10 protein-coding genes are annotated in these 12878 nt (G+C 53.0%); 3 read left to right on the top strand and 7 right to left on the bottom strand.

Annotated elements, in window-relative coordinates; genetic code table 11:
• Nucleotides 1-508: 508 nt before the first annotated feature.
• From Q0Z93_RS07430 to sppA, 3 genes are all read right to left on the bottom strand, one after another.
• A complete protein-coding gene (locus Q0Z93_RS07430) occupies nucleotides 509-1393 on the bottom strand; it encodes a purine-nucleoside phosphorylase (RefSeq protein WP_298064268.1) in 885 nt (294 codons plus the stop codon).
• Nucleotides 1350-2432 (bottom strand): tetraacyldisaccharide 4'-kinase, encoded by a 1083-nt coding sequence (gene lpxK / locus Q0Z93_RS07425; protein WP_298064267.1) that lies wholly within the window; start codon nucleotides 2430-2432, stop codon nucleotides 1350-1352. Before lpxK ends, Q0Z93_RS07430 begins: the two co-directional genes overlap by 44 nt.
• A 65-nt stretch (nucleotides 2433-2497) precedes the next feature.
• A complete protein-coding gene (gene sppA / locus Q0Z93_RS07420) occupies nucleotides 2498-4318 on the bottom strand; it encodes a signal peptide peptidase SppA (protein WP_298064266.1) in 1821 nt (606 codons plus the stop codon).
• Nucleotides 4319-4771: 453 nt separating this feature from the next.
• On the opposite strand from sppA, the gene ssb reads away from it, so the two are divergent.
• The 3 genes from ssb to Q0Z93_RS07405 all read left to right on the top strand — a co-directional run bounded on the left by ssb (nucleotide 4772) and on the right by Q0Z93_RS07405 (nucleotide 7095).
• A complete protein-coding gene (gene ssb, locus Q0Z93_RS07415) occupies nucleotides 4772-5233 on the top strand; it encodes a single-stranded DNA-binding protein (RefSeq protein WP_298064264.1) in 462 nt (153 codons plus the stop codon).
• A gap of 216 nt (nucleotides 5234-5449) precedes the next feature.
• Nucleotides 5450-6415 carry an ATP-binding protein gene (locus tag Q0Z93_RS07410; protein ID WP_298064263.1) on the top strand — a complete coding sequence of 322 codons (966 nt, stop codon included), beginning with the start codon at nucleotides 5450-5452 and terminating at the stop codon, nucleotides 6413-6415.
• 8 nt (nucleotides 6416-6423) lie between these two features.
• A complete protein-coding gene (locus Q0Z93_RS07405) occupies nucleotides 6424-7095 on the top strand; it encodes a WbqC family protein (RefSeq protein ID WP_298064262.1) in 672 nt (223 codons plus the stop codon).
• An 818-nt stretch (nucleotides 7096-7913) separates the two neighbouring features.
• Here Q0Z93_RS07405 and Q0Z93_RS07400 read toward each other — a convergent pair.
• The 4 genes from Q0Z93_RS07400 to Q0Z93_RS07385 all read right to left on the bottom strand — a co-directional run bounded on the left by Q0Z93_RS07400 (nucleotide 7914) and on the right by Q0Z93_RS07385 (nucleotide 12794).
• Entirely contained in the window at nucleotides 7914-8159 is a 246-nt protein-coding gene (locus tag Q0Z93_RS07400) for a hypothetical protein (protein ID WP_298064261.1), read from the bottom strand.
• 220 nt (nucleotides 8160-8379) lie between these two features.
• Nucleotides 8380-11499, bottom strand: a complete 3120-nt coding sequence (locus Q0Z93_RS07395) for a type I restriction endonuclease subunit R (RefSeq protein ID WP_298064260.1) — start codon at nucleotides 11497-11499, stop codon at nucleotides 8380-8382.
• 42 nt (nucleotides 11500-11541) lie between these two features.
• Nucleotides 11542-12219: a GIY-YIG nuclease family protein gene (locus Q0Z93_RS07390; RefSeq protein WP_298064259.1), complete on the bottom strand. Its 678-nt coding sequence runs from the start codon at nucleotides 12217-12219 to the stop codon at nucleotides 11542-11544.
• The gene (locus Q0Z93_RS07385; RefSeq protein WP_298064257.1) at nucleotides 12192-12794 is read right to left on the bottom strand and encodes a restriction endonuclease subunit S; all 603 of its coding nucleotides are present in this window, start codon (nucleotides 12792-12794) and stop codon (nucleotides 12192-12194) included. Before Q0Z93_RS07385 ends, Q0Z93_RS07390 begins: the two co-directional genes overlap by 28 nt.
• Nucleotides 12795-12878: the final 84 nt, after the last annotated feature.

Below are 12878 nucleotides of genomic sequence, written 5' to 3'. Positions count from 1 at the left end.
GCGGGCAGCCCGGAGCCTCCCCCGGCGCAGGGCTGCAACCTGAAGGTCTTGCCCGCGCAGGCTCCGGACTGAAAATAGACCGTACCGATAAACAAGAGATTGTCGGGAATGCTTTCACTCTGTAAGGTGCGGCGCGCAGGGACAAAGAGAGATTGCGGATTTCAACCCGGAAACGGCCGGAACTGGCGGGGACTTCGGGGTAGAACGCCCTATAAAACAGCCAACGGCCACGGTTCGAGGTCGAAGCGGCACCGGGCCTCCGCTGCGGGAGGCTGCGGCCCAACATCGGGAGATCCTAGTCGAACCGGATACCCGCCGGCTTCGGGCCGAAAAGACAGTTTATTCTGGCGCGGGAAAAGACATTTCCGTGAAGTAGAAGAACCGCAAAGCCTCCCGGAATACACCATACGGGATAAGACACCGATCCAGACACGACTGGGCCGGAGTTTCGCCCAGCGAAAGGTGCTGCTGGATATTTCAGCCGGAAGCGCACTCAAACAAATCCCCGCTACAATCTCGTTATAATTTCACGAACCAGCGCGCACAGGCCCGGCATTGCCCGCTTCCCCGCCTCGATCACCTCCTCGTGCGTCAACTCCGCCCCCCCGCACAACCGAGCCGGAACACCCGAAAGCACATTGGTAATCAGCGAAAACCCCAACACCCGCACCCTCTGATGCCGCGCCACGATCACCTCCGGCGTCGTAGACATCCCGATCGCATCCCCCCCGATCCGCCGAAAATAGCGCACCTCCGCCGGCGTCTCAAAACTCGGCCCCGAAGATCCCACATAGACCCCCTCCCGCAAAACGATCCCCTGCGCCCGCGCCACCTCATGCGCCAAAGTGATCAGCTTCCTGTCGTATGCCTCCCCCATATCCGGGAACCGCACGCCCAGCTCCTCCGGATTAGGCCCCACCAAAGGATTGGGTATCAAATTGATATGATCTCTGATCACCATCACATCCCCCGCCTCGAACAGCGGACACAGCCCCCCCGCCGCATTGGATACGATCAAGGTATCGATCCCCAGGCAGCACATCGCCCGCACCGGCAGCACCACCTCGTCGATCGGATACCCCTCGTAATAATGCACACGCCCCTCCATCGCAATGACATACTTTCCCCCCAGCCTGCCATAAATAAAACGGCCCCGGTGCCCCGCCACCGTAGAAGTCGGAAAGTCGGGTATCTCGCTGTAATCCAAGGTGGAAATCACGTCGATCATTTCGGCCAGAGCCCCTAACCCCGACCCCAGCACGATCCCCACCTCCGGCGCAGGTCTCCCCCCGTTCTCGGCCGTCCCTTCCGAACTGTCGGTAAAGTAGCGCCGCGGCAGGATATTCAGCCTACTCCGGATGAAGCATGTTGTATTTTTGATTTTCTCTGACATATTGGTCTAACTGCCTGCGGAAATCGCACTCCTTGTTTTCGAGAAATTCCACGCGTATGGAGCTGTAATAGAGCCTCCGTTTAATATCGTCGCTGATCTTGCGGCTGTTCATCAGCCGCACGGCGTCCTTCTCGGTCACCACCACCGCCGTCCGTTTCGGCAGCGCGGCCAGAGCCGCTTCCACAGCATGTATGTCCTTCATCTTGAACGTATAGTGATCGCCGAAGATAAAGGTTTGCACCACGTCGTAATTTCTGCGCAGGTCTTCGACGAACTTCCGCGGGTTGGCAATCCCCGCCATCGCCACCACCGGCGCGCCCGGCTCGAGAGTTTGCGCCTGCCCGTACCCCGGATAGAGCGGCACCGGAGCCTGCGGCACGATACGGGTAAAGTACAGGCTTTGGTAAGGATACAGGTCGAGGTTTTTGCTGATGATCCGGTAATCCAGCGGTTTCATGTCCTCCGGGCATTTGGTCACGATCACCATCTGCGCCCGCACCATCTGGGTCTGCCGGTCGCGGAGCCTCCCCAGCGGCAGCAGGTGATCCTCGTACACCGGACAGCTGTAGTCCATCAGTACGATATTGACCCACGGCTCGACATACCGGTGCTGGAACGCATCGTCCAATATGACAAGGTTCACCTCCGGGTGCGCCTCGCGCAGTTTTTCGATCCCTTCGACCCGCCGTTCGCACACTGCCACCGGAATATGCGGATACTTGAGCTTGATCTGTTTCGGTTCGTCGCCGATCTTTTTGAACGAGCTGTTCACGGTGGCCAGCACGAATCCTTTGGTCTTGCGTTTGTACCCCCGCGACAAGACCGCCACGTTGAACTCGCCGTCCAGCAGTTCGATAAGCCGCTCGGTGTGAGGGGTTTTCCCGGTGCCGCCCACCGTGATGTTTCCCACGCAGACGATCGGGATGTCGAACTCCCGGCTTCGGAGCACGCCCCAGTCGAACAGCCGGTGCCGGATGTCGATGATGCCGCCGTAGAGCCAGGCCAGCGGGGCGGCCAGTATTTTGCCAAACAGTGTCAAGATAATATTGTATTCTTCGTATTTAATCTTGCAAAGATACCATTTGATCTTGCAACGATTACCATTTAATCTTGCAATTCGACCCGCCACGGCATTTCCGCCCGGATTCCGGCATTCGAGATCATTTCCCGCACGTGCCGGGCTTCGGCCCCCAACTCCGGCAGCCGGTCGCCGCCCGTGATCTTCATCATGGCGGAGCCGGTCAGCGACCCCAGGATCGAAGCGAACGACGAGCTTTCCGGAGCCGGATACTGCCGTACGGCATAACCGCCCGGCTCCAGCCCCGCATGTTCTGCGGCGATCCGGATCGCATCCTGCAAGGTGCCGGTGCAATCCGCCAAGCCGTTCTCCATCGCCTGCACGCCGGTCCACACGCGTCCCCCCGCCAAAGCGTCCACGCTGTCGGCCCGCAGCCTGCGCCCCTGGGCGACCACTTCGACGAATCGCGCATAAACGGTGTCCACCCCGTTCTGAATATACATCCGTTCGGCCGGACTCAGCGGCCGGAACAGATTCCCCATATCTGCCGAAGGATTGGTCCGCACCCCGTCGGCGGTCAGCCCCAGGTGCTCCCTTGCTCCCTCCCCGACGTTGAACATCAGGCCGAACACGCCGATCGATCCGGTCAAGGTGGTCGGAGCCGTGACGATATATTCCGCCCCGCAGCTGATGTAGTATCCTCCCGACGCTGCATAGTTCCCCATCGATACGATGACCGGCTTGACTTGCTGCGTCAGGTAGACTTCGCGCCAGATGATCTCGGCGGCCAATGCGCTCCCTCCGGGGCTGTTGACGCGCAGCACCACGGCTTTCACATCGTCGTCCTTGCGTACGCCGGCCAATGTCTCTGCCAGGGCGTTCCCGACGATCTGTTTGTTTTTGTCTCCTGCATCCACGATGTCGCCGTCGGCATAGACCAGTGCGATTTCATTGGAAGACCGCATGTTGCCCGTCGTTCCCCGCCCCGCATAGCTGTGTCCGGCGGCTTTGTATTCGGTCAGGGAGAGTATCTGCGGTTTGCCGGTGGTGTCTTGTCCGGAGAGCCGGGCCAGTTCTTCGGTCATCCGGTCGCGGTACCAGAGGCTGTCGACAAACCCTAACCGCAAGGCGTCGTATGGGGTGGCCACGGCCAGCCGCGAAGCATAGGCCTGCAAGCTGTCAGCGGCCAGCTCTCTGCTCTCGGCGATCTCGCTGATGAGGTAGTCCCAAATGGAATTTGTCATGGATTCCATCTGCAGCCGGTTTGCGTCGCTCAGCCGGGTGAGGATGAATGGTTCGCCTGCGCCTTTGAAGCTGCCGTGACGGATCAGTTCGGCCTGCACGCCGAGTTTGTCGAGCAGTCCTTTGTAGAATAGGACGCTGGAGGCAAGCCCCTGCCATGCCAAGCCTCCCTGCGGATTGAGGTATACTTTGTCGCTGACTGAAGCGAGGTAGTATCCGCTTTGTGAATAGACGTCGGCATAGGATATGACGAATTTTCCCGATTCGCGGAATTCGACGAGGGCCTGCCGAAGTTCATACAGTGTAGAAACGGAGGTGGGTATGGCCATCGGGATGTTGAGGTAGATGCCGTCGATGTCCGGATCTTCGGCGGCGCGGCTGATCTGGGTCGTGGCGTCATAAAGGGTGGTCTGTTCGCGAAAGCTGAATTCGCTGTAGTCGAACAGGTCGAGGGCGTTCCCGTTGGGCTTGTCGACGATGGGCTGGGCAAGGTCGATCCGCAGCACGCTGTGGGGCTGCAGTGTGGCTGTATTCCTGCCGGATCCAAAGGTCCCAAGGGTGGCGATCATCCCGGCGAATATCATGAAACTCAATATGATAAAGGCGATGCCGCTGACGAAAATGGCTAACAAACAGGCGAAAAAGGTCTTGAAAAAATGGTTCATTGCATAGGCTCTCCTCTTTAACTGTTCGTTTATTCTCCGCCTTAATTGGATGGAACTGCCGCTTTCTTGAAAGAAAGCGGCGCAAAGAACTTTTGAGATAGCTGCGCTACTCCTTAGGCTCCGCAGTCCTCTTGCATTGCGTTTTCTTTGGGGTGTGGCAATAGCGGGTATAAGGTAATCACTCGATAACCCGCTATTGCTCACACCCCAAGAAGATCGAAGACAAGGGTATCCGGCAGGCTCAAGAGATGCGCAAGCATCTCAAAAAGTTTTTCTGGTTCTCTTTGTTCACAAAGAGAACAGTTCCCTCAAACATAGGGCAGTGAATGAACGAACGGTTAAATAGCTAATTTGCGCTAAGATACAATTTTTTCGGGACACAGTTGAAATATACGCAATAATTCATTATCTTGGGAAACAAGTATTCAGAGATTTATCATAAAAACGAACGATATGGTCAATAAAGTTATTCTGATCGGGAACGTCGGCACAGAGCCGGAAGTGAGAGCACTGGAAACAGGCATCAAGATGGCGCGGCTGAGGATCGCAACCACGGAGCGCATCTATAACGCTTCGACAGGCGAAAAGCGGGAACATACCGAATGGCACACCGTCGTGCTGTGGCGCGGGCAGGCAGATTTTGCCGAAAAATACATCCGCAAAGGGAATCAGGTTTACGTCGAAGGGAAAATCCGCTCGCGCGAGTGGACCGAAGAAGCCACCGGCAATAAGCGGCACGCCGTGGAGATATTGGCCGACGAAGTCCGGCTCTTGGGACAGAGGCGCAGCGACGGCGGGAATTTCGGAGAGTATCGTAACGGCCAGTTCTCCGGCCCTGCGGCGCAAAGGGAACAGCAGGGGAGACAGGAAACTGCCCCGCCGCTGCCTAAGGATGCGGATGGCCTGCCGTTCTGAGTTTCCGGATAGTCGGCACCGGCCGCTTATTGGCGGGAAATTGCATAACGAACCGGCGGAGCCGTTGGCACCGGCCCGGATCAAATAATTCCGCAAAAAACGCACGATCTTTTCCGGACAGTCCGGGATGGCTTCGCGGAAACGGTCGGGATGCGGTGCGGTTCCGGCCGGATCGGGAATGAACCGAGGATTTCATATCTTTGAAACCGGAAAATCATGGTACTTCTTATTCTGCTCGTCATCTCGATCGTGCTGCAGATTCTGGCGGCAGGGGTGGCCGTGCGGCTGATCCGCACGACCAAGTTCAATTCGTCGTGGATCCTGATTACCATCGCGTTAGTGTTGATGTGCGTCATGCGTTTCAACGAATTTGCGACGGTGCTCTCGGAACGGACGGACGGACGGACGAATATGATCGTGATCGAATGGGAGTATTATGTCTGGGTGGGCGTGGCGACTTCGCTCTGTTTCGCAGTGGGGGTTTTTCTGGTGCGGAAGATTCTGAACTATATCGCTCTGCGGGAGGAACAGCGGCGAAACAGCGAAAAACGGCTGCTGAGCGCCGTGATCCGGGCCGAGGAGAACCAGCGCCAGATCATCTCGAAAGAGCTGCACGACGGATTGGGGCCGCTGCTGTCGTCGGTGCGGATGAGCGTGTCGGCGCTCTCGACGCAGCAGCTGAGCGACACGCAGAAGGAGATACTGGCCAATACGGAGTATGTCATCAACGAGGCGGTCAAAGGGCTGACCGAAATCTCGAACAACCTGAGTCCGCATGTGCTGAACAATTTCGGGGTGGCGCGGGCGCTGAACACTTTTATCCGCAAGCTGCAGCCGATGTGTCCGGCCACGCGGATCGCGTTTGATCCGGGAAACATGCAGCAGGTGCGGTTCGATCCGGACAGGGAGGTGATCCTCTACCGGGTGGTGTGCGAGCTGATCAACAATGCGCTGAAACATGCGGGAGCGGGGACGCTGACGATCGACATGCGCACGGAGCGGGATTGGGTGACGGTGAATGTGGCGGACGATGGCCGGGGATTCGATCCGGAGGCGGAGTCGGACGGCATGGGCCTCTCGAATATCGCGTCGCGGATCAGTTCGATCCGGGGCGAGCTGCAGATCGACAGCCGGCCGGGCGGAGGAGGAACGCGGGTCTTTATCCGAATCCATACCAGATAACCTGTCGGATGACAATGAATGTGATGCAGATGATGCGGGTAACGACGGCTTATTTAGGCAATATCCAGTATTTCGGCAAGCTCGCCGCCGGGGCGCGGATCGAAGCGCAGGAGAATTTCCAGAAGCAGACCTACCGCAACCGGGCCGAGGTGATGACTGCTGCCGGGGTGCGGACGCTGACCGTACCTGTCGTGTGGAATCACTGCGCCAAGATGCCGATCCGCGAGGTGCGCATCGACTACACGCTGCCGTGGCAGCGGGAACATTGGCGGACGCTGCGGGCGGCATACGCGGCGGCTCCGTATTTCGACCATTATGCGGAGAAGCTGGCTCCGTTTTTCGACGGGCGGACATACCGGCCGGAACTGCTGTTCGATCTGAACCGCGACCTGACGGGATTGTTGCTGCGGCTGTTCGGCCTGCCGGACGCTTTGCGGTATACGGATGGCTATATGCCGCTGGTGCCGCTTGATGCGGCGGTGGCGGCGGGGGATTTCCGCGAAGTGATCTCGCACAAGCCGAGGCTCAAACGGCCTGATCCGTCGTTCCATGCACCGGAATATTATCAGGTCTTCGCCGACCGGATTCCGTTCGCGCCGAATCTTTCGGCTCTCGATCTGCTCTTTTGCGAGGGGCCGCAGGCGGGGCGGATAATCAAGGAGAGCACGATCGTATTGTAAGAGGCATTCCGGTTCCCGCGTTAGCGGGCAGGCAGGACATCTGACAGAAACGGCGAGCATGAAGAAGCAACACGAAAGCGATTTATCTTTTCTTCAATCAATTATTCGCAAAGTGTTAGCGTGGCTCTCATTTCCAGGAATGCTGCGGATGGACGAATTTGGCCGCAAAGTAGGATTCAACGACGAGCAAACCAAAACACTTATCGGTGGCAAACCGATCAAATTCTATTCTAAAACGTATCGGAAATGATTCAAGGCAGAAAATGTAATCATCCGGATTTCACGGGGCGAAATCAATAGCCATAAATTCGTTCTCAAAATCAGGAACGTAGGAAGTCTACGTTTCCAATCTGCAATAATGCCTGAAACGAGTTATCTGTGGCTCGGAAGAATATGGCAAACAATTATTGCATAGCGAGTTATTGATACTCGCGCAGGATAACCCGAAATGAAATGAACAAGGATTGCCGCGATCCTCGTCGTTTTGCGCATCGGCGACGGACTTCTCAAACTAATTTTGAACCAACAGAATACAAGCAGTCCTATTAAATTACGAAAAAGGATAGACTTTTTATATAATCGTTTGAATATTGATTAAATATTGCAGACACATACTCAATCGCTGATACGGTTGCATATCAGGATTAGAAGCTGCTAATATAACGGATAAATAATTAGAATAAATCGACGGATTTTTCGTTGCTATATTCAACATTGATTTTGAATATTCAACCCAAATTTGGTACGTGGATTCCGACACTTGACCGTTCTGCATCATTTTAAGCCCTTGATCAATAACTTGCTGTATTATAGAAGTATTATTGCTCCACATGGTTCTTTTCCTCCTTTCCTGCAATCATTGTTTTTAATTGTTCGGCGTTTTTTGTGCCTTGTGTTTGAATTGCCTCATCTGCGGCTTGCTTTGATCGCTCACTTTGCCACTTTAACTTAAAATTCGCACCAAATATTTCGAACCTTTCAACCAAGGGCAGCAACCATAAAAATATACATATAAAGAAAATTAAATTATCTCCCTGAAAGTCAGAAAAAAGTTGAAAATCCAAACAGTCTGAAAAATTACACAATACATATGTTGTAGAGACAGCCAATATGAAAGGATACCATAATCGATGCACCCATGTTAGAATTACGTTCATCAAGTCAAACGTACTATCTTTCTTAAGATATTCGCAACGACAAAACTGTAACCCTATAAATAAGGTTGTACATCCCCCTAAAAGGAAACACCCTATTAGTATTTTCCAATTTAACAGCTCCATATTATTACGATTCTTTTGTTTCTGATATTATATCCCAAAACCGATTGAAAAACGCCGTCAGTTTTTCGATTACCGTTTCGCGTTTTTTCGTCCGTTCGCCGGTGGGCGTGAAACGGGAAACGGGCGGCAGGATCTTGGTTATCGCCGTCCCCGTCGTTTGTACGGATCCGTCGCGGAATGCGTTGTCCATGAATTTGTAAGCTTCATCGCGATTCAGATTCTCGTCGGCGATGATCCGCTCCAACTCTGCGCGACGTTGCTCCTCGACATAGGCGAGCCAGTCTTCATCCACATTGGATTCGGGTGTCAGCGATTCGATGAACCGTTCAATCAACTCCTTTTTGTTGCGCAAATCGACGCTCGAATCGATCGCCCTGCGGATCGACACGACGATCTCCTTGTCCTGTAAATGTTCTTCGTGGTATTTGCGAATCAATGAAAGGATATGGTCGATATTGACTTCCACCTGCTTGATCAGTTCCATCTCGAAGACGACATCTTCGTTGATGTGTTCCGCCTCGTGTTTCTGCGACCGGAACTCGTTGTAGAGGTCGATATATGCACTGTGGTAATCCTGCACATCGCGTTCGGTGAGAATTTCCCGCCCGGCGAAAGCGTCGAATGTCGAAAGAATATTCCGCAATTTCAGAATCGCACCGTAAAGGCGGATAAAATTCTTTTTATTCTGTTCGCCAATGATCTGCTCGCCGACGGGATATTTCGTCTGCAGCTCGTCGACCAAATCCGCATAGCCGCGAATCTCCTTGTCGTTCTGTGTATAACCGTTATAATATTCGTCGAACGTTTTGAGCAGCACGATGCCCGCAGCCTCTTTGTCTCCGAACAAGGCGATACTTTCGTTCGTCGCGGTTTCGAAGTTGCGGAAACATACGATGTTGCCGAACGTCTTGATCGAATTCAGTATGCGGTTCGTGCGCGAATAGGCTTGCAACAGACCGTGCATCCGCAGATTCTTGTCTACCCACAACGTGTTGAGTGTGGTGGCATCGAATCCGGTCAGGAACATATTGACGACGATCAGCAAATCCAGTTCCCGATTCTTCATACGAAGCGACACGTCTTTGTAATAGTTCTGGAACTTGTCGCTCGACGTATCGTAGGCAGTCGAAAACATCGCATTGTAATCTCCGATGGCGGATTCTAAAAAATCGCGTGAACTTTGGTCCAATCCGCTCGTATCTTCGGGATTCTCGTCCACGATGAAATCGTCCGCATCTTCGTTTACGCCGAAACTGTAAATGGTCGCCACTTTCAACCGTTGCGCACTCGGCAATTCCGCCATCTGCCGCTTGAACTCGGCGTAATACATCTTTGCCGTTTCGATGGAGGAGACGGTGAAAATCGAGTTGAAGCCCGTAAACCGCAACCGTTGCTTCATCTCCTCGACCCCCTTGCGGCGTCCCGCCGATGCTACCTCGCCGATATTGGTTACAGCACTGAATTCATACGATTTAGAGGTGCGTTTCGTCTTTTGGTTGAAATGCCGGAGAATGTAAGCGACGATATTGGCGATGCGCCGTTTATCTGCCAGTGCCTCCTCGCGGGCAATGTCCCACACCATCGAGTTTTCGATCTCCTCTTTCTCCTTGATCGTGCGGATGTACTCGATACGGAACGGCAGCACATTCTTGTCGTTTATGGCATCGACAATCGTATAGGTATGCAGCTGTTCACCGAATGCCTGTGCCGTTGTCTGCAAATCGGGCTTGCCGCCGCTTACGGCGTTTTTGGCGAAAATCGGCGTGCCGGTGAATCCGAAAAGGAAATACCGCTTGAATTTTCGGGTGATCGCCGTGTGCATATCGCCGAACTGCGAGCGGTGGCACTCGTCGAAGATGATGACGATTTTTTGCTGGAACACGGGATGTTCGGCATGGCGTCCGATGAAGACCGAGAGTTTCTGAATGGTCGTAATGATGATTTTCGCCGTCGGATCCTCCAACTGCCTTTTCAGAATAGCAGTGCTCGTATTGCTATTGGCTGCTCCCCGCTCGAACTTGTCGTATTCGCGCATGGTCTGGTAGTCGAGGTCCTTGCGGTCGACCACAAACAGCACTTTGTCTATGTAGGGCAGTTTGCTTGCCAACTGCGCCGTCTTGAACGAGGTCAAAGTTTTGCCGCTGCCCGTCGTATGCCAGATATATCCGCCGCCCTCGACCGAGCCATACAACTTGTAATTGTTGGCAATGTTTATCTTGCTCAATATGCGTTCCGTCGCCACGACCTGATAGGGGCGCATGACGAGCAGCAACCGGTCGGACGTAAATACGCAATAGCGGGTCAGCAGGTTGAGCAGCGTATGTTTGGCGAAAAAGGTGCGCCCGAAGCCCATCAAATCGGTAATCGGCTTGTTGTTGGCATCGGCCCACCACGAGGTAAATTCGAAACTGTTGCTCGTCTGCCTGCTCTTGGACTTGCTGCCGCTCGCGGCCTCCTTGATATGGCTTCGGCGCGTGGTGTTGCTGTAATATTTGGTGTAAGTTCCGTTCGATATGACGAACAACTGCACGTATTCGAACAATCCGCTGCCGGCCCAGAAACTTTCCCGCTGGTAGCGGTCTATTTGATTGAAAGCCTCCTTGATATCGACACCGCGACGCTTCAACTCGATATGCACTAACGGCAGACCGTTCACCAATACGGTAACATCGTAGCGATTGGGACGCGCGCCGTCGTCGACCGCGTATTGGTTGATGACTTGCAGCAAATTGTTGTGGATATTGACCTTGTCGAGCAGATAGATATTTTTTGTTGTGCCGTCATCGCGCGTCAGCAACTGTACATGGTCTTCCTGAATGATAACGGTTTTTTCGACGATTCCGCTGTTCTTGTTGGCGATACAGCCCATAAAGAAGCGCGCCCACTCCGTATCGGAAAAAGCAAAGCCATTCAGTTTCTCCAACTGACGGCGCAGATTGGCAACCAATTCCGTTTCCGTATGAATCGGCAGATAGTCGTATGCCTGCTCTTTCAGCAGAGCGATAAATGCCCGTTCGAGTTCGGCCTCCGACTGGTATTCTTTTTCGGTGCGGTATTCGGTTCGATAATCGCTTACGACCGTGCTTTCGGGATTCTCTGCTATGAGGTTGTATTTATACGACATATCGGTCTCTTTTTGAATAGGGTAGTCTATGCAGGATTGCGGTTATGGCTTGGAATGCTGGTGGCACTCTATTCTCTCCCGCAGATCGACGAGGGTTTCGCCTTTGTAGCTGAACCACAAGGTGCCTTGTACAGGGTGATCGAACTGTTTTAGCTTACGGGCCAGCGCAGAAAGGGAGGTCGTTTCTCCGTTGTATTCGATATGACGATCGTCGACGACTTTGACTTTTATGGTCGGATCTTCGACGAACGAGAGTTCGCTGCCGAACGGAATGTTGCAGACGCTGAATCGGAACGGACCACGCTTTGCCGTTTCCCGAACCTCCTGGGCAATCTGTTCGTCCAAAATTTCGTGTCCCTCGGGAGTGAGACGTTGTAGTCGGTCGAGCGTTCCGCTGATTTTGGCAATCGACTCCAAAAGGCCATAGGCATCCTCTACCGACATCGCATAAAACTCTTTTACTCGTTCCCTGCCGTCGAAATTTTCAATGGTCCGCAGGTCGGGATTGAGCTTGTCGATGAGTTTGTGCAGTTCTTTGTCGGTCAGTTCACTGTTTACATGATATACGGCATAGACTCGGAAAGCGAAAGGTATCGTTTCGCTTCTGTTGAGTTGTTTCAGCCGTTTCTCGATATTATGCGCGTAACCGATCTTGACATAATCCGGGAACGACGGATTGGTCAGAATGTAAATCACGCCTTTTGTTTTTTCGCTGTGCATGCTGTTGCTTTTGTAAAGGTTAATAGTTTGTCTCTGTAATACTCGTATTGCTGTCGTCGGGCGGCAATCTCGGCAGGCAGCCCCTCCGATATATCGTTTACAAGTTTCTCGAACTTATCCAGTATGGCGACGATGCGCTGCTGTTCGGCTATCGGCGGAATAGGTATCTCTATGGCCGCCATTTGATTGCTCATTAATTTAGGATTTCCCATTCCAATATAAACATACTTTTTTGCTTCAAGACCAAGCCAATAATATAGAAATCTTATGATTATTGCACTTGATTGTATCTCTATCAAACCACATACATTAGTTATACTAAATTTTCCTTTACGATAGAAAATAGTTCCTGCATATGCGCCGTCTGTTGTCCATGTAAGATATTCTCCATCATATTCATATGTTGATATTCTTCCGAACTCTCCATTGTTGGTAGTTTGGGAAGAATATACAGGGAAATCGCCCTCATTATCACGCAGATATTCTTTTGAAAAAACTCTTCCCCTTGACAATTTACAAATCTCCGTAAGTTTTACCCATTTTACACCTTCAGAATACCCCCCCCCAGAACTCACTGAAATTCAGTATTTTATCGCGATAATATTCATATTGTTTCCGCCGCACTTCCAACTCGGCTTCCAACTCGGCTTCCAACTCGG

It is taken from the genome of uncultured Rikenella sp., from assembly GCF_947628055.1.
In the GTDB taxonomy this organism is placed as follows: domain Bacteria; phylum Bacteroidota; class Bacteroidia; order Bacteroidales; family Rikenellaceae; genus Rikenella.
Note: the sequence above shows the minus strand (reverse complement) of the source record. Positions and strands in the feature narration are given on the sequence as shown.

Excerpts from the sequence above, each read along its gene's own strand:
- sppA (WP_298064266.1), bottom strand. The coding sequence starts at position 4,318 with ATGAACCATTTTTTCAAGACCTTTTTCGCCTGTTTGTTAGCCATTTTC.
- Q0Z93_RS07390 (WP_298064259.1), bottom strand. The coding sequence starts at position 12,219 with ATGCACAGCGAAAAAACAAAAGGCGTGATTTACATTCTGACCAATCCG.
- Q0Z93_RS07410 (WP_298064263.1), top strand. The coding sequence starts at position 5,450 with ATGGTACTTCTTATTCTGCTCGTCATCTCGATCGTGCTGCAGATTCTG.
- ssb (WP_298064264.1), top strand. The coding sequence starts at position 4,772 with ATGGTCAATAAAGTTATTCTGATCGGGAACGTCGGCACAGAGCCGGAA.
- Q0Z93_RS07395 (WP_298064260.1), bottom strand. The coding sequence starts at position 11,499 with ATGTCGTATAAATACAACCTCATAGCAGAGAATCCCGAAAGCACGGTC.
- Q0Z93_RS07405 (WP_298064262.1), top strand. The coding sequence starts at position 6,424 with ATGACAATGAATGTGATGCAGATGATGCGGGTAACGACGGCTTATTTA.
- Q0Z93_RS07430 (WP_298064268.1), bottom strand. The coding sequence starts at position 1,393 with ATGTCAGAGAAAATCAAAAATACAACATGCTTCATCCGGAGTAGGCTG.